The following is a 15,739-nucleotide window of genomic DNA, read 5'->3' as shown; positions in this document are numbered from 1 at the left end:
CTGGTAGCAGCCCCGCGCAGGATGACGGCTCCTGAGCGGTACGGGCCGCCGGTCACCATTCCCCGCCCTCGACCGGCGGCCCCGGCGTGTCCACCTCGCAACCCGCAGCAGGCAACGTTCACAAGACCGCAACACCGGTTCCCAGTATGCGGACAAATACCCGCTTGACCTGGACATACGCCGGTGTTCGCTGTCACTCTCCCGCCATGCACCCTGCCCCGAGCGCACTGCGCCGCGCTGTCGCCGCCGCCACCATAGCCCTGCTCGCCACCGCTGTCGCCTGTGCTCCGCAGCCGGACGACAAGGCTTCCGGCGGGTCCTCCTCGTCGACCGGAACCACCTGCGCCAAGGGCAAGTTGGCCACCCAGACGTCCGGCAAGCTGACGATCGCGACGGACGAGCCGGCGTACGAGCCGTGGTTCAAGGACGACAAGCCGGCCAACGGCGACGGCTTCGAGTCGGCGGTCGCGTACGCCGTGGCGAAGCAACTGGGATACGGCAAGGACGCGGTCGTCTGGCAGAGCGTGCCGTTCAACAAGGCGTTCGCGCCCGGTGTGAAGACCTTCGACTTCGACATCAACCAGGTGTCCATCAGCGCCGAGCGCAAGAAGGCCGTCGACTTCTCGTCGGGCTACTACGACGTGCGTCAGGCGGTCATCGCGCTCAAGGACAGCAAGGCCGCGAAGGCGACCAGCATCGCGGGTCTGAAGGGGCTGAAGCTGGGCGCCCAGGTCGGCACCACCAGCCTCGACTACATCACCGACGTGGTGAAGCCGTCGCAGCAGCCCGCCGTGTACGCCAAGAACGACCAGGCCAAGTCGGCGCTGAAGAACGGCCAGGTGGACGCGATCGTCACCGACCTCCCGACCGCGTTCTACATCACCTCGGCCGAGGTGACGAACGCGAAGATCGTGGGCCAGTTCGAGAACCAGGGCGGCACGCCGGAGCAGTTCGGTCTGGTACTCGACAAGGGCAGCGCGCTCACCTCGTGCGTCACGAACGCCGTCGACACGCTGCGCAAGGACGGCACGCTGGCGAAGATCGAGCAGCAGTGGCTCTCCGACGCCGTCGACGCCCCGGTGCTCAAGTGACCGTCACGAAGGACGAGTCCGGCCGGGAGGGCGCGGACGGCACGAGTGGCATGCCCGCGGACGGGGACGACGGCTACGCCCCGTCCGGACGGCGACTGGAGCGGGAGCGCTACCAGCGTGCCCGGTCCCGCCGTGCCACCGCGATCGCCGCGCTCTCGACGCTGGTCACCGCGGCCGTGCTCTACCTGGTCGTCGTGAACGCGCCCGGCTGGCCGCGCACCAAGGAGACGTTCTTCGACGGGCAGTACGCGCGCGAGGCGTTTCCGAAGGTCCTCGAAGGGCTGTGGCTGAACGTCCGGCTGCTGGTCGTCTGCGGTGCCGCCGTACTGGTCCTCGGCATGCTGATAGCCATAGCGCGCACGCTGCGCGGTCCGGTGTTCTTTCCGCTGCGGGCGCTCGCGGCGGCGTACACCGACTTCTTCCGCGGACTGCCGCTGATCATCAACCTGATGATCGTGGTCCTGGGCGTCCCGGCACTGCGTCTGCAGGGTGTGACGGTCGACCCGGTACTCCTCGGCGGGACGGCGCTCACACTGACGTATGCGGCCTACGTCGCCGAGGTGTTCCGGGCCGGTATCGAGTCCGTCCATCCCTCGCAGCGCGCTGCGGCCCGCTCCCTCGGCCTCACCAACCGGCAGGCCCTGCGCCATGTCGTGCTTCCGCAGGCGGTACGGCGTCAGGTGCCGCCGCTGCTCAACGACCTGGTGTCGCTCCAGAAGGACACCGGTCTCGTGTCGATCGGCGGCGCGATCGACGCCGTACGGGCGGCCGACATCATCGTGGGCCGCAGCCTCAACTACACGCCGTACATCGTCGCCGGGCTGGTCTTCGTGGCGCTGACCATCCCGATGACCCGCTTCACGGACTGGGTGACGGCCAGGATGGACCGGCAGCGGGCCCAGGGAGGATCCATATGAGCGACGCACCTGTTCTGCGCATGGAATCCGTCCGCAAGACCTTCGGCGCTTCGGTGGTCCTGCGGGACGTGGACCTGGCGGTCGCCCCGCACACGGTGACCGCGCTGATCGGCGCGTCCGGATCCGGCAAGTCGACGCTGCTGCGCTGCGCCAACCTCCTTGAGGAGATCGACGACGGCGCGATCTGGCTGGACGGCGAGGAGATCACCGACCCGCGCGCGGACCAGGACGCGGTGCGCCGCCGTATCGGCGTGGTCTTCCAGGCGTACAACCTCTTCCCGCACATGACCGTGCTCGACAACATCACCCTGGCGCCGCGCCGGGTGCACGGCGTCTCCCGCGCGGAGGCCGAGGAACGGGCCAGAGAACTCCTGGAGCGCCTCGGGCTGGCCGGCAAGGCAGACGCCTACCCCGACCGGCTGAGCGGCGGTCAGCAGCAGCGGGTGGCGATCGTGCGCGCCCTCGCGGTACGGCCCCGGCTGCTGCTGCTCGACGAGATCACCGCTGCCCTCGACCCGGAGCTGGTCGGCGAGGTGCTCACCGTGGTCCGGGATCTGAAGGGCCAGGGCATGACCATGGTGCTGGCGACGCACGAGATGGGCTTCGCCCGGGACGTCGCCGACCAGGTGTGCTTCCTCGACGGCGGCGTCGTACTCGAACACGGCACTGCCGAGCAGGTGTTCGGAGACCCGCAGCAGGAACGCACCCGGCGCTTCCTGCGGCGGATCGTGGAGGCCGGACGGCTCTGAGACGTCACGCGTCGGCGGTCGTGGCGCCGGCCAGCGCCGCCACCCGCTCCACGCCGAACACATAGCCCTGGACACCGCAGCCGGCGATCACGCCGTCGGCACGCAGGGAGACATAGGAGTGGTGCCGGAACGACTCGCGCTTGTGGATGTTGGAGATGTGGACCTCCAACACGGGCATCCCGTCACAGGTGTTGAGGGCATCCAGAATGGCGACCGAGGTGTGCGAGTAGGCGGCCGGGTTGATGACGATCCCGCAGTGGTTCAGGCGTGCCTCGTGGATCCAGTCGACCAGTTCACCCTCGTGGTTGGACTGCCGGAAGTCCACGGTGCCGCCGTGCGCGGCCGCCGCCTTGACGCACAGAGCCTCGATGTCGGCGAGTGTGTCGGAGCCGTAGATCTCGGGCTGGCGCTGGCCGAGCAGGTTCAGGTTGGGCCCGTTGAGGATCATGATCGGGGCGTTGGCCAGGGTGCGGGGCACGCTTCCTCCGGTCCGTTCGGACGATGAGCGGCCCTGGGCGGACCGCGGCTCAGACCGGTTTATCACGATGCGCCGAGGCGCCCGCGAAGGGCGCCGTGCGCCCCCGTAACTGACGGTCACGGTGGGTAGTTGACGCGACATGCACGATGTACGCACCGTAAAGGTTCCCTCGATGCCGCGGCTGGCGGCCGCCTCGCTCGCCGGAACCGCGATCGAGTTCTACGACTTCTTCGTCTACAGCACGGCCGCGGTGCTCGTCCTGGGGCCGCTGTTCTTCCCGACGTTCTCACCGCTCGCGGGGACGCTGGCGGCGTTCGGGACGTTCGGCGTGGGGTTCGTGGCCCGGCCGCTGGGCTCGGTGCTGTTCGGGCAGATCGGGGACCGGCGTGGCCGACGTCCGGTGCTCGTCGCGTCCCTGCTGCTGACCGGCGTCTCGACGGTCGCGGTCGGCTGTCTGCCGACGTACGGCACGATGGGCGTCGCCGCGCCCGTACTGCTGCTCGTGCTGCGCTTTCTGCAGGGGCTGGGGCTCGGCGGGGAATGGGGCGGGGCGGTGCTGCTGACCGCGGAGCACGCGCCCCCCGGGCGGCGCGCCCTGTGGTCGAGCTTTCCGCAGATCGGCCCGGCCGTCGGCTTTCTGCTCGCCAACGGCGTGATGCTGGCCCTGTCGGCGTCACTGTCGGAAGCGCAGTTCGCGCAGTGGGGATGGCGGGTGCCGTTCTGGGCGGCGGGAGCGCTGGCGCTGAGCGGGCTGTGGCTGCGTTCGTCGCTCGCCGAGAGCCCCCGGTTCCTGGAGCTCGACGATCACGCGCGTGTGCCGATCGCCGAGGTCGTACGGCACCACTGGCGGCTGGTGCTGCTGACGGCGGGGGCGCTCGCGGTCGGGTACGCGGTGTTCTACGCGGTGACCACCTGGTCGCTGGCGTACGGGACGGCCCGGCTCGGGGTGAGCCGTACCGTCATGCTGATCTGCATCATGGGCGCCGTGGTGGTGAAGGGCTCGCTCACTCCGGTGATGGCCCTGCTCGGCGACCGGTACGGACGGCGGCCGCTGTGCCTGGTGGGGTGTACGGCCTCGGCGCTGTGGATGTTCCCGATGGTCGCGCTGCTGGCGACCGGTGAGCCCCTGCTGATGTTCCTCGGGTTCACGGGCGCACTGGTCTCCTTCATCACCATGTTCTCGGTCATCGCCGCCTATCTGCCCGAGCTGTACGAGCCCCGGGTGCGCTGCACCGGCGCCGCCGTCGGCTACAACCTCGGCGGGGTCTTCGGAGGCGCGCTCACACCGATCGCGGCGACGGCCCTGGCGGAGCACAGCGGGCGAGTGCCGTGGGCGGTGGGGGCGTATCTGACGGCCGTCGCGCTGCTGAGCCTCGGCTGCTTCGCGCTGCTGCCGGAGACACGCCCGGTGCCGGTGGCGGCGGCGGCGGCCGAGCCGGTCACCGGATGAGTGGCGCCTAGCTAGGGGTTGATCGCCAGCTCCAGATAGGCGGCGAACAACACCAGGTGGACGCCGCCCTGGAGCGGTGTGGCCCGGCCCGGCACGACCGTGAGGGAGCTGACCACCACGGTGAGCGCGAGCAGCAGCATGTGGGTCGCGCCGAGGCCCAGGACCAGGGGGCCGGAGAGCCAGATGGAGGCGAGGGCGACGGCGGGGATGGTCAGACCGATGCTGGCCATGGCCGAGCCGAGCGCCAGGTTGAGGCTGGTCTGCACGCGGTCGCGGCGAGCGGAGCGCAGGGCGGCGATGGTCTCGGGGAGCAGCACCAGCAGGGCGATGATCACACCGACGACGGCGGGGTGCAGGCCGGCCGCCTCCACGCCGGACTCGATCGTGGGCGACACGCCCTTGGCCAGTCCGACGACGCCGACGAGGGCGAGGCCCAGCAGGCCGACGCTGATCCAGGCGGCGCGCGCGGAGGGTGCCTCGGCGTGGTCGTCGCCGTCGATCACCTCGCCCTGCCGGGTGATCGGCAGGAAGTAGTCGCGGTGCCGCACGGTCTGGGTGGCGACGAACAGGCCGTACAGGATCAGTGAGGACAGGGCCGCGAAGGTCAGCTGGACGCCGGAGAACTCCGGGCCCGGTCTGCTGGTGGTGAAGGTCGGCAGGACCAGGCTGAGCGTGGCCAGGGTGGCCACGGTCGCGAGGGCAGCGCCGGTGCCCTCGGGGTTGAAGACCGCGGTGCCGTGGCGCAGGGAGGCGACGAGGAGACAGATGCCGACGATGCCGTTGCAGGTGATCATCACGGCGGCGAAGACGGTGTCCCGGGCCAGGGTGGAACTCTTGTCGCCGCCGTCGGCCACGAGAGTGACGATCAGGGCGACCTCGATGATCGTCACGGCGATGGCGAGGACCAGGGAGCCGAAGGGTTCGCCGACCCGGTGGGCGACGACCTCGGCGTGGTGGACGGCGGCGAGGACGGATCCGGCGAGGACCACGGTCACCAGTGCGACGACCGCGCCGGGCAGATCACGGCCCCAGGTGAACAGGAGCAGGACGACCGCGACCACCGGCACGAGGAACGTCCACTCAGTGGTGAGCGACCCGAGCCGAGTGATCATGCAGCGATGGTGGCAGAGGTGTACGAGGTTCGCATTCCAATCCTTTCGGACTCCGGGGGCCCGCCGTCGGCGCGGCACGGCCCCCGGTCATAGGAGGGTGGTCGCTCGAAGGGTTACGTGATGTCGGTCATGTCCAGGACGTCGCAGTCGGTGAAGGACGGCGCGGGTACACAGGGCGGCCATCTGCTCGGCGAACTTGCTCGTCTCGGGGTCCTCGCTCTTCCTCATGGCCTCCTCATAGGAGTCGAACTCGATCACTCCCAGGTAGTGGCCGGGCCGGCTCCGGTCCCTGAGGATCAGGCGGCGGGTGCGGCCGTCCTCACGGCCGGCGAGTTCGTTGCCCATCTCGTCCACCAGGGCCTTCATCTCGTCGATGCGGTCGGTCTCGAAGTCGATGAGCTGGACGAATGTCACGGTTGCCTCCACCGGGTGGCGGCGCCCCCGACCGGGGACGCTCCGCCACCCAACGAAGCACCGGGAGCGGTGGGTCGGCAATGCGCTTCGCACGGCTCGACGGTGTGGTAGTTCCTACGTCCGACGTCGTCAGACGTCGATGCTGTCCTTCGGAGCGCCTTCGCTCCTGGCCTGCGCCGCCTCGGCCGCCGCCTGCTTCCTGGAGGCCCGCAGGCTGGTGATCGTGGTGACGATCAGGACCACGCAGATGACACCGAGCGAGACCGGGATGCTGATCTCCGGGACATGGACGCCGGACTCGTGCAGAGCGTGCAGCACCAGCTTGACGCCGATGAAGCCCAGGATGATCGACAGGCCGTAGGAGAGGTGGACCAGTTTCTTCAGCAGTCCGCCGATGAGGAAGTACAGCTGCCTTAGACCCATCAGCGCGAAGGCGTTGGCCGTGAAGACGATGTACGGGTCCTGCGTCAGGCCGAAGATCGCCGGTATGGAGTCCAGCGCGAACAGGACGTCGGTCGTACCGATCGCGAGCATCACGACCAGCATCGGGGTCATGACCCGCTTGCCGTTCTGCTGGATCCACAGCTTGGTGCCGTGGTAGCGGTCGGCCACGCCGAACCTGCGCTCCGCGGCTTTGAGCAGCTTGTTCTCCTCGAACTCCTCTTCCTCCTCGTCCGCCCGGGCCTCCTGGATCAGCTTCCAGGCGGTCCAGATCAGGAAGGCTCCGAAGAGGTAGAACACCCACGAGAAGTTGGCGAGGATCGCGGCGCCCGCGGCGATGAACATGGCTCGCAGGACCAGGGCTATGAGGACGCCGACAAGCAGCACCCGCTGCTGGTACTGCGAGGGCACTGCGAACTTCGCCATGATCAGGACGAAGACGAAGAGGTTGTCGACGCTCAGCGACTTCTCGGTGATGAAGCCCGCGAAGAACTCGCCGGCGGGCTGACCGCCGGAGAAGGCGAGCAGGCCGAGGCCGAAGAGTCCGGCCAGGGCGATCCAGACGACGGTCCAGATTCCGGCTTCCTTGACGGATACGTCGTGCGGCTTGCGGCCGATGAAGAAGTCGACCGCGATCAGGGCGGCCAGACCCACGATGGTGAGGACCCATAGGGTCACGGATACATCCACTGCGCCTCCGGTTCGTGAACGGCAAAGAGTCAGCGTCGTCGCTGCCGGAGGTCTCTTCCACCCGAGACGGGCCGACGCACCGGGATCCGATGGGATCCGTATTGACGGGTACGCCGCAGCAGACAGGGAGTACTCCCCTCCGTGAGGAAAACAGTACCCCAATCACCAAGGAAAGGTAAAGTGATTGGCAAAATAAAGACCAAATCTACTGGTCATAGGAGTTTACCTACGCTTGATGTGAGCGATCGCGACCTTGTTGAGCACCTGCCGGAGCACCTGACTGCCGGCAGGCACGAGGCAGGGCTCGTACGTCCAGGCATGCCCCACCCACGGGTCGGCCAGGTGATCGTCCGGTACCGGTGTGAGTCGCATCAGTGAACGCCACAGCGGATCGAGCAACGGTCCGTAGGCGGCGGCGTCCTCGCGGTCGGCGACCAGCAGGAGATGGACACCGACATCCGGGCCCTCGTCCGCGAGATAGCGCAGCTGGGTGACGGCCCGGTCGTCGAAACCGTGTGGGAATTCGTTGACGATCAGCAGGTGCTGCGAGGTGTCCAGACCGGGCGGAAGGGCGTCGGCCGCGCCGCCGCGTATGGCCATCTGCACCAGATCGACGCGCTCGGTCAGCCGCCCAAGCACGTCCGCCACACCGGCCGCGCCTGTCGCGGGCGGCCCGGCCAGTACGCCCGCTCCCGTCAGCGGGGCGAGTGCGGAGGCACCGGAACCGGCCGGATCGATGACCTGCACACCGAACTCCCCTGCCGGATGCACGGCGAGCAGCCGGGCCGCGAGCGCCACCGCCGTCTGCAGAGCGAGGTGCCGCAGCTCACCGGCGTCGGGAAAGGCACCGTCGGGAGTCGCGGGGAGGCCGCTGTCCATCCACAGGCCGCGCTCCAGAGGCAGCCGGACCAGCATTGGGATCCGCAGCGGCTCGCTCTCGGCGAGGTGCAGATCGCCCAGTCGTACGGCCATCGGCGGCTCTGCCGGTACCCGGTAGGCGTGCCAGACGGGGTTGTCCCAGTGTGCGTACGCCGGTGGGAGGGCGGGCTCGACGACCTCGGACTCGGCGGCGAGCTGGGCAAGGTCACGGTCGAGGACCGCCTGGGCCTGGTCGATCAGCTGGGTCTGCCGGGCGCGGGCCGCCTCACGTGCGGCGTCGCCCGCCGAGCCCAGACGGCTGCGGGGGTCGGCGAGGACCTGGTCCAGTTCCTTCTCCATGCGCGACTCGGCGAAATCTACGGCACTGCGGTACGCGGCGGTGGAGCGGGCCAGGTCCTCGAACATGCCCCAGACCTGGTTGTACAGCCGCTCGTCCATGGACCAGCCGACCGCATCGCCCGCGACGGGCGGCGCGGGACCGTCGGCCGGGGCGGATGCCGCCGGGGCCGTGGACGGGGACGCCTGGCGGCGCTTCGGATGTGTGTAATCGATGGGGCCGTCGGCGGGCGCCGCGGCCTCGGCAACAGCAGGTTCCTCGAAGGCAGCGGGTTCTTCGGAGGCAGCAGGTTCCTCGAAGGCAGCGGGTTCCTCGAAGGCAGCAGGTTCCTCGGAGGCCGGGGACCGGCCGCCACCGGACGCCGGCCCCGGTTCACCGGGTCCGTCGGAAGGAATCGGCCCATCGCTGCCCTCGCCGGGTGCCTGAACGTCGTACGGGGACCCGGCGACGGTGCCGGACAGCTCGGGGCCGGCGACGGAGGCGGCCGTACGGCGGGAGCGGCCGGTGTCCGTACGCACCGGGACGGACCGCGCCACACCGCGCGCCACCGCCTCCTCGATCCCGCAGGCGAGTTCGGCGGCCCGGGGCAGGCCCTGGTCGGCGAGGAGAGCGGTGAGGCCCTCCGCGTAGCCCTGGCCGACCGCGCGGACCTTCCAGGCACCCTGGCGGCGGTAGAGCTCCAGGGCCACGACCGCCGATTCGGCGTCCAGGCCGGCGAGGGTGTAGCCGACGACCTCGGCGCCGTCGAGGCCGGTGACCGCGGCGCGCGGCGCGGTGACGGCGCCGAAGCGGAGCGGGCCGCCGGGCGTGGCGGGCAGGGCGATCAGGATGCTGACCCGGTGCACGGCCTCGGGCAGGGCGTCGAGGTCGACGGCGAGCCGGTGTTCGGCGGCCGCCTGCCGGGAGACCTCGATCCCGGGCAGGGTGGGCGCGCCCGGATGGGCCACCCGGTCGGCGCCCCGCACCCGGCCGCTGTCGTCGGCGAGGGTGGCCCCGGCCACGACCGCCACATCTGCCCAGATCCGGATCCCGACGCGGTTCCACGGGAGCGGATGGTTCTGCCCGCGCACCAACTCGGCCGCCATCGCCCATGACCCCCTGTGTGTCGTGTCGTCGTGCGCCGCGGGGCCTCTCCTAGAGGACCGGCAGGATCGTGGGCACCAGGTCCTGGAAGGTACGGCCCTTGGCCGGCACGCCCAGGGCAGTCAGCGTCCAGCCCGAGCCGGACCGGTGCACCTTCGCCATGATCTGGGCGGTGTACTCGCCGCCGCCGTCGAGCGTGTAGCGGGCGAGTTCCTGGCCGTTGGTCTCGTCGACCAGTCGGCAGAAGGCGTTCTGTACTTCCTGGAAGGTCTGGCCGGTGAAGGAGTTGACGGTGAAGACGATCTGGTCGATGTGGACCGGGACGCGCGCGAGGTCGACGAGGATGGCCTCGTCGTCGCCGCCCTGCCCCGCGCCGCCGACGAGGTTGTCGCCCGTGTGCCGGACGGAGCCGTCGTCGCTCACCAGGTGGCGGAAGAACACGACGTCGACGGGCTGCTTGTCGGCGAACAGCACCGCCGAGGCGTCCAGGTCGATCTCACGGGTGCGCGAGCCGAACAGCCCGCGCCTGGGTGCCGCCTTCCAACCAAGCCCCATGCGGACCGCGCTGAGGGAGCCGCCGTCCTTCTTCTCCAGGCTGATGGCCTGACCCTTGGTCATGTTGACGGTCACGGCTGCTGTCCCCTCGTCGGATGTCCCCGGTCGCCGCGAAGTGCGCGGTTGTCCAAAACCCTATGCAGCGCCGCTGACAGTGCCGAACCCCGGCCCGCGGTTTGTGTCGGTGTTGCAACACTTCGCGCACTTGCCGGGGTCCGGCGGCGGCCCAGGGTTCAGGCCAGGCCCGCCTCCCTCATCTGGCGCAGTTCCTTCTTCATCTCGGAGACCTCGTCACGCAGCCGGGCCGCGATCTCGAACTGCAGATCCGCGGCGGCGGCACGCATACGCTCCGTCATCTCCTCGATCTGCTCGGCGAGTTCGGCCGCCGGTCGATCGGTCGGCACCGCTTCCTTCGCCTTGCCCTTGGCCGCCTTGCCGGCCTTCGCACCCTTGGCCGCCTTGTCGCCCAGCGCCGGGACAGGGGCCTTGGCTCCCTTGCCGTCCTTCTGCTTGCGGTAGCCGGAGCCGAGCAGCTGTTCGGTGTCCACCTCTTCGCGGGCGATCTGCGCGACGATGTCGTTGATCTTCTTGCGCAGCGGCTGCGGGTCGATGCCGTTGGCCGTGTTGTAGGCGATCTGCTTCTCCCGGCGTCGGTTGGTCTCGTCGATGGCCCGCTCCATCGCCGGGGTGATCTTGTCGGCGTACATATGGACCTGGCCGGAGACATTGCGCGCCGCGCGGCCGATGGTCTGGATCAGCGAGGTACCGGAGCGCAGGAAGCCCTCCTTGTCGGCGTCGAGGATCGCCACCAGGGACACCTCGGGCAGGTCGAGGCCCTCACGCAGCAGGTTGATGCCGACCAGGACGTCGTACTCGCCGGAGCGCAGCTCGCGCAGCAGCTCGACGCGGCGCAGGGTGTCGACGTCGCTGTGCAGATAGCGCACCTGGATGCCGAGCTCCAGGAAGTAGTCGGTGAGGTCCTCGGCCATCTTCTTGGTGAGCGTGGTGACCAGGACGCGTTCGTCCTTCTCCGTGCGCTTGCGGATCTCGTGCACCAGGTCGTCGATCTGGCCCTCGGTCGGCTTGACGACGACCTCCGGGTCGACAAGGCCGGTGGGGCGGATGATCTGCTCGACGAAGCCGTCCCCGCGGGACAGCTCGTACGTGCCGGGGGTCGCCGACAGATAGACGGCCTGCCCGATCCGCTCCTGGAACTCCTCCCACTTCAGGGGGCGGTTGTCCAGGGCGGAGGGCAGCCGGAAGCCGTGCTCCACGAGGGTGCGCTTGCGGGAGGCGTCGCCCTCGTACATGGCACCGATCTGCGGCACGGTGACATGCGACTCGTCGATGACCAGGAGGAAGTCGTCCGGGAAGTAGTCGAGCAGGGTGTTTGGCGGAGAGCCGGGCAAGCGGCCGTCGAAGTGCATCGAGTAGTTCTCCACGCCGGAGCAGCTGCCGATCTGGCGGAGCATCTCGATGTCGTACGTGGTGCGCATGCGCAGCCGCTGGGCCTCCAGGAGCTTGCCCTGCTTCTCCAGCTCCGCGAGGCGCTCCGCCAGCTCCTTCTCTATGTCGTTGACGGCGCGCTCCAGGCGCTCGGGACCCGCGATGTAGTGAGAGGCCGGGAAGACGTACAGCTGCTGGTCGTCGCTGATGATCTCGCCGGTGAGCGGGTGCAGCGTGGACAGCGCCTCGATCTCGTCGCCGAACATCTCGATGCGGACGGCGAGCTCCTCGTAGACCGGGAAGATCTCGATGGTGTCGCCGCGGACGCGGAAGGTGCCGCGGGTGAACGCCATGTCGTTGCGGGTGTACTGGATGTCGACGAAGCGACGCAGCAGCTCGTCGCGGTCGATCTCGTCGCCGACCCGCAGCGGGACCATTCGGTCGACGTACTCCTGCGGTGTACCGAGGCCGTAGATGCAGGACACGGAGGCGACCACGATGACGTCGCGGCGGGTGAGCAGCGAGTTGGTCGCGGAGTGGCGCAGTCGCTCGACCTCCTCGTTGATCGAGGAGTCCTTCTCGATGTAGGTGTCCGACTGCGGGACGTACGCCTCGGGCTGGTAGTAGTCGTAGTACGAGACGAAGTACTCGACCGCGTTGTTCGGGAGGAGCTCGCGGAACTCGTTGGCCAGCTGGGCGGCCAACGTCTTGTTCGGCGCCATCACCAGGGTGGGGCGCTGGAGCTTCTCGATCATCCACGCGGTGGTGGCGGACTTGCCGGTGCCGGTCGCGCCGAGGAGGACGACGTCCTTCTCACCGGCCTCGACGCGCTTGGCCAGCTCGGCGATGGCCGCCGGCTGGTCGCCGCTGGGCTGGTACGGGCTGACGACCTCGAAGGGCGCCACCGTGCGTTCGATGTGGGAAACGGGCCGCATGGCATCCACCGTACGACCCCGCACTGACAACCTGCTCTGATCAGCGACTTTGCGGAGTGCGGGAGCTGTGGTGGCTCTGCTGGCGGCCGATGCGGAGCTGCGGGCGGCGGCTCGAGTGGTGGGTGACCTCGTCCGCCGGGACACCGGGCTTGTGCTCCACCCGGAGCCGGTCGGGCCTACCGATGATCATCATGGGGTCGAACATCACGACGACGGCGGCGAGGCAGAGGAAGGCCAGCGGGCCGATCAGCATGGGGGCGAGCAGAGCGGCGGGCGAGTCGCCGGGGGGCGTCCCACCGGTGTTGTGGAGGTGGACGCTCATGGCGGCCATGCCGGTGTAGTGCATACCGCTGACGGCGAGTCCCATGACCAGGCTCGCCCCGACGCTCCACAGGAAACCGCGGATCTGCCCGGCCGCCCACAGAGCCGAGGTGGCGGCCACGACCCCTATCAGGACCGCCGCGACCACGGTGGCTGTGTTGTACTCCAGAGTCCCGTTGAGGCGCAGGCCGGCCATGCCGAGGTAGTGCGTCGAGGCGATGCCCAGGCCGGTGACCGTGCCGCCCGTGAAGAGCGCCGTTCCGGTGGCGCCCCGGTAGCCGACTATGAAGATCCCGACGCCCACCATGACGATGGCGAGGCCGAGGCTCGCAAAGGTGATCGATTTGTCGTAGTGGATCGGCGTCTCCTTGACACTGAAGCCCATCATGGCGACGAAGTGCATCGTCCATATGCCGGAGCCGATCGCCGCCGCCCCCAGGGCGAGCCAGGCGGGCCGCCAGGACCGGGCCCCCAGCATCGCCCGGGTCGTGCAGCGCAGCCCGAGAGCACCGCCGAGGCAGGCCATCACATAGCCCACCAGCGGGGTGACGACCCCGTAGCTGAATCCGTCGACCGTGCCCTGCATACGTGGCTGCCCTTCACGCTTTGCGTCCCGGAATATTTGATCTGCGCCCCCGTCCCAGGACCGCCCGAGCGGTCAAGGTTGACGCAGAGAGTATGACCCGCACCGGAACGGTCGAACGATTTTCCGGCAAAGAAACACGGCCTTGCCTCAGTTGTGCGGCATCAGTGAGCGGACTTGGGTAACTCCATTCGATCTGTGGCCGTCCCGCACCCGGCCACTGTTTACTCCTTGCTGTCAGTCTTGTGCTGTCCGTATTCGCCCCACGTGAGGAGTACGCATGCGCACGCGTGCCGTAGCCGCCACCACCACCGCGCTGCTTGGAACGGCCGCTCTGCTGAGCCCGGTGCCCGCCGCCCGGGCGGGCGACGCACGCGAGCCCACGGTGCTGGCACACCGGGGTGCCTCCGCCTACGCACCCGAAAACACGCTGGCCGCCGTCGACAAGGCGGCGGCGCTGGGCTTCGCCTGGGTCGAGAACGACGCCCAGCGCACCAAGGACGGCCGACTGGTCGTCCTCCACGACGACAGCCTCGAGCGCACCACGAACGTCGAACAGGTCTTCCCCGGCCGGGCGCCCTGGAAGGTGAAGGACTTCACCGCCGCCGAGATCGCCAGGCTGGACGCGGGCAGCTGGTTCTCCGCCGCGTACACGGGCACGCGCGTGCCGACTCTGGCGCAATACATGCGCAGGGTCGAGCACAACCACGAGAAACTGCTCCTGGAGATCAAGAACCCGGAGCTGTACCCGGGCATCGAGCGGCAGATCCTCGAGCTGCTGGGCAGCGAGGGCTGGCTGGAGGGCCGGCACCTCGGCCGGATCGTCGTGCAGAGCTTCAGCGCGGACAGCCTGCGCATCGTGCACGGTCTCAGGCCCGCCGTGACGACCGGCTACCTCGGCACACCGCCCGTGGCGTCCCTGCACCGGTACGCGCGCTTCACCGACCTGATCAACCCGTCGGTGGGATCGATCTCCGCCCGTTACGTCACCTTCGTGCACTCGTTCGACGGCCCGCACGGCAAGCCGCTGCGCGTCTTCACGTGGACGGTGAACGACGCGGCCACCACGTGGAAGGCCGTCGGCTACGGCGTCGACGGGATCATCACCAACAAGCCGGACGTGGTGCGGGCCGCCCTGCGCGCGAGCTGAGTGCGGCCGGCGTTGTCAGTGGCGGGTCGTACGGTGGGTCGCATGGACGGCGAAGGGCAGAACGAGCAGCGGGTGGTGTGGGCGGTCGTGGGCACCGACATCGGTCCGCTACTGCTGGCGGCGACCCGCGAGGGCCTGGTCACCGTGGTGTTCCACGCCACGGAGACGGTGCGGGAGCGGACTCTGGAGCGGCTGGCGGCCCGGCTGGGCGCCGAGCCCGTCGAGGATGCCGCGGCTCCGGTGCTGGCCGAGGCGATACGCCAGCTGCGGGCGTACTTCGAGGGCGAGCGCCAGGACTTCGACCTGCCGCTGGACTGGACGCTGATCTCCGGCTTCAACCGGCAGGTGCTGCGCGAACTGGCCGCCGGTGTCCCTTACGGCACCGTGGTCGGATACGGCGATCTGGCCGGACGGGTGGGGCAGCCCGGCGGGGCGCAGGCGGTAGGGGCGGCGATGGGCGCCAATCCGCTGCCGGTCGTCGTGCCGTGTCACCGGGTGGTGGAGAGCGACGGAGGCATCGGCGGGTTCGGCGGCGGTCTGGAGACCAAGCGGAAGCTGCTCGCGCTGGAGGGCGTTCTGCCCGAGCCGCTGTTCTGAGGCGCCCCGGCGGGAGCGGCGGTCAGCCGTAGTGCCGCGCCTCGACGACATTGCCGTCCGGGTCGCGGAAGTAGAAGTTGCGCGGGGCCTTCCCGCGGGCGCCGAAGGAGTCGTGGCCGATCTCGGTCATGGGGACGGCGTGCTCGGCGAGGCGGGCGCGCAGGGCGTCGAACGCGTCGGACGGCAGGGACAGACAGATGTGGTTCACCGGGTGGCCCGCACTGTCCGCGGAGCCGGGGAGCGCCGGCATGCGCTCGGCGAGGGTGTGCGGCGCGAGGTCGAGGATCGTCTCCTCGTTGACGCGTACGGAGGGGAAGGACACCTCTCCCGCAGTGAACTCGGCGACCCGCAGCGCCTCCAGGCCGAGCATCCGCTCGTAGAAGCCGGCCGTGGCGACCGGATCGGCGACCCAGAGGACGACATGGTCCAGACGTGCCGTGTGATTCGTCATGCTGCCCAGGCTGGTGGCGTCCCGCACGGGCCGCAAGCGTTTAGCCGGGCGTGCCGCCCG

General features: G+C 69.4%; 15 protein-coding genes. 6 read left to right on the top strand and 9 right to left on the bottom strand.

Going from position 1 to position 15,739, the window contains the following annotated elements; all coding sequences use genetic code 11:
• The first annotated feature begins 206 nt into the window (after nucleotides 1-206).
• From ACZ7OO_RS27735 to ACZ7OO_RS27725, 3 genes are read left to right on the top strand one after another with little or no spacing between them, the layout of a single operon-like run.
• Entirely contained in the window at nucleotides 207-1,091 is an 885-nt protein-coding gene (locus ACZ7OO_RS27735; protein ID WP_471508726.1) for an ABC transporter substrate-binding protein, read from the top strand.
• Complete coding sequence (locus ACZ7OO_RS27730) at nucleotides 1,088-2,008, top strand: amino acid ABC transporter permease (protein ID WP_471508724.1); 921 nt, start codon at nucleotides 1,088-1,090, stop codon at nucleotides 2,006-2,008. The genes ACZ7OO_RS27735 and ACZ7OO_RS27730 overlap by 4 nt, the downstream gene beginning before the upstream one ends.
• Complete coding sequence (locus ACZ7OO_RS27725) at nucleotides 2,005-2,757, top strand: amino acid ABC transporter ATP-binding protein (protein WP_471508722.1); 753 nt, start codon at nucleotides 2,005-2,007, stop codon at nucleotides 2,755-2,757. Before ACZ7OO_RS27730 ends, ACZ7OO_RS27725 begins: the two co-directional genes overlap by 4 nt.
• Nucleotides 2,758-2,761: 4 nt before the next feature.
• Here the strand turns inward: ACZ7OO_RS27725 and aroQ are convergent, their stop codons facing one another.
• Entirely contained in the window at nucleotides 2,762-3,235 is a 474-nt protein-coding gene (gene aroQ / locus ACZ7OO_RS27720) for a type II 3-dehydroquinate dehydratase (protein ID WP_352224591.1), read from the bottom strand.
• 172 nt (nucleotides 3,236-3,407) lie between these two features.
• Here aroQ and ACZ7OO_RS27715 point away from each other — a divergent pair, with 172 nt between their 5' ends.
• A complete protein-coding gene (locus ACZ7OO_RS27715; protein ID WP_471508720.1) occupies nucleotides 3,408-4,685 on the top strand; it encodes an MFS transporter in 1,278 nt (425 codons plus the stop codon).
• Between the two features lie 11 nt (nucleotides 4,686-4,696).
• Here the strand turns inward: ACZ7OO_RS27715 and ACZ7OO_RS27710 are convergent, their stop codons facing one another.
• The 7 genes from ACZ7OO_RS27710 to ACZ7OO_RS27680 all read right to left on the bottom strand — a co-directional run bounded on the left by ACZ7OO_RS27710 (nucleotide 4,697) and on the right by ACZ7OO_RS27680 (nucleotide 13,484).
• Nucleotides 4,697-5,797: a calcium:cation antiporter gene (locus ACZ7OO_RS27710; RefSeq protein ID WP_471508718.1), complete on the bottom strand. Its 1,101-nt coding sequence runs from the start codon at nucleotides 5,795-5,797 to the stop codon at nucleotides 4,697-4,699.
• A gap of 87 nt (nucleotides 5,798-5,884) precedes the next feature.
• Nucleotides 5,885-6,211 carry a hypothetical protein gene (locus ACZ7OO_RS27705; protein ID WP_471508716.1) on the bottom strand — a complete coding sequence of 109 codons (327 nt, stop codon included), beginning with the start codon at nucleotides 6,209-6,211 and terminating at the stop codon, nucleotides 5,885-5,887.
• Between the two features lie 129 nt (nucleotides 6,212-6,340).
• Nucleotides 6,341-7,342 carry a TerC family protein gene (locus ACZ7OO_RS27700; protein WP_471508714.1) on the bottom strand — a complete coding sequence of 334 codons (1,002 nt, stop codon included), beginning with the start codon at nucleotides 7,340-7,342 and terminating at the stop codon, nucleotides 6,341-6,343.
• Nucleotides 7,343-7,564: 222 nt separating this feature from the next.
• Complete coding sequence (locus ACZ7OO_RS27695; RefSeq protein ID WP_471508712.1) at nucleotides 7,565-9,643, bottom strand: TerD family protein; 2,079 nt, start codon at nucleotides 9,641-9,643, stop codon at nucleotides 7,565-7,567.
• A gap of 49 nt (nucleotides 9,644-9,692) precedes the next feature.
• Nucleotides 9,693-10,271: a TerD family protein gene (locus ACZ7OO_RS27690; RefSeq protein WP_352224595.1), complete on the bottom strand. Its 579-nt coding sequence runs from the start codon at nucleotides 10,269-10,271 to the stop codon at nucleotides 9,693-9,695.
• Between the two features lie 158 nt (nucleotides 10,272-10,429).
• On the bottom strand, nucleotides 10,430-12,577 hold the full coding sequence (gene uvrB / locus ACZ7OO_RS27685; RefSeq protein WP_471508710.1) for an excinuclease ABC subunit UvrB: 2,148 nt from the start codon (nucleotides 12,575-12,577) through the stop codon (nucleotides 10,430-10,432).
• 40 nt (nucleotides 12,578-12,617) lie between these two features.
• Nucleotides 12,618-13,484 carry an MHYT domain-containing protein gene (locus ACZ7OO_RS27680; RefSeq protein ID WP_471508708.1) on the bottom strand — a complete coding sequence of 289 codons (867 nt, stop codon included), beginning with the start codon at nucleotides 13,482-13,484 and terminating at the stop codon, nucleotides 12,618-12,620.
• Between the two features lie 277 nt (nucleotides 13,485-13,761).
• On the opposite strand from ACZ7OO_RS27680, the gene ACZ7OO_RS27675 reads away from it, so the two are divergent.
• Nucleotides 13,762-14,631 (top strand): glycerophosphodiester phosphodiesterase, encoded by an 870-nt coding sequence (locus tag ACZ7OO_RS27675; RefSeq protein ID WP_471508706.1) that lies wholly within the window; start codon nucleotides 13,762-13,764, stop codon nucleotides 14,629-14,631.
• 42 nt (nucleotides 14,632-14,673) lie between these two features.
• Complete coding sequence (locus tag ACZ7OO_RS27670; protein WP_471508704.1) at nucleotides 14,674-15,228, top strand: methylated-DNA--[protein]-cysteine S-methyltransferase; 555 nt, start codon at nucleotides 14,674-14,676, stop codon at nucleotides 15,226-15,228.
• A gap of 22 nt (nucleotides 15,229-15,250) precedes the next feature.
• Here ACZ7OO_RS27670 and ACZ7OO_RS27665 read toward each other — a convergent pair whose 3' ends face one another.
• Nucleotides 15,251-15,679, bottom strand: coding sequence for a VOC family protein (locus tag ACZ7OO_RS27665; RefSeq protein WP_471508703.1), 429 nt, complete (start codon nucleotides 15,677-15,679; stop codon nucleotides 15,251-15,253).
• Between the last annotated feature and the right edge of the window lie 60 nt (nucleotides 15,680-15,739).

The organism is Streptomyces sp. NPDC111744 (assembly GCF_055634995.1).
The sequence above is the reverse complement of the archived record's forward strand: the minus strand, read 5'-3'. Positions and strand labels throughout refer to the sequence as shown.

Coding starts and splice junctions, on each gene's coding strand:
- ACZ7OO_RS27695 (WP_471508712.1), bottom strand. CDS start 9,643: ATGGCGGCCGAGTTGGTGCGCGGGCAGAACCATCCGCTCCCGTGGAAC.
- ACZ7OO_RS27725 (WP_471508722.1), top strand. CDS start 2,005: ATGAGCGACGCACCTGTTCTGCGCATGGAATCCGTCCGCAAGACCTTC.
- ACZ7OO_RS27715 (WP_471508720.1), top strand. CDS start 3,408: ATGCCGCGGCTGGCGGCCGCCTCGCTCGCCGGAACCGCGATCGAGTTC.
- ACZ7OO_RS27710 (WP_471508718.1), bottom strand. CDS start 5,797: ATGATCACTCGGCTCGGGTCGCTCACCACTGAGTGGACGTTCCTCGTG.
- ACZ7OO_RS27680 (WP_471508708.1), bottom strand. CDS start 13,484: ATGCAGGGCACGGTCGACGGATTCAGCTACGGGGTCGTCACCCCGCTG.
- ACZ7OO_RS27670 (WP_471508704.1), top strand. CDS start 14,674: ATGGACGGCGAAGGGCAGAACGAGCAGCGGGTGGTGTGGGCGGTCGTG.
- ACZ7OO_RS27735 (WP_471508726.1), top strand. CDS start 207: ATGCACCCTGCCCCGAGCGCACTGCGCCGCGCTGTCGCCGCCGCCACC.
- uvrB (WP_471508710.1), bottom strand. CDS start 12,577: ATGCGGCCCGTTTCCCACATCGAACGCACGGTGGCGCCCTTCGAGGTC.
- ACZ7OO_RS27675 (WP_471508706.1), top strand. CDS start 13,762: ATGCGCACGCGTGCCGTAGCCGCCACCACCACCGCGCTGCTTGGAACG.
- ACZ7OO_RS27665 (WP_471508703.1), bottom strand. CDS start 15,679: ATGACGAATCACACGGCACGTCTGGACCATGTCGTCCTCTGGGTCGCC.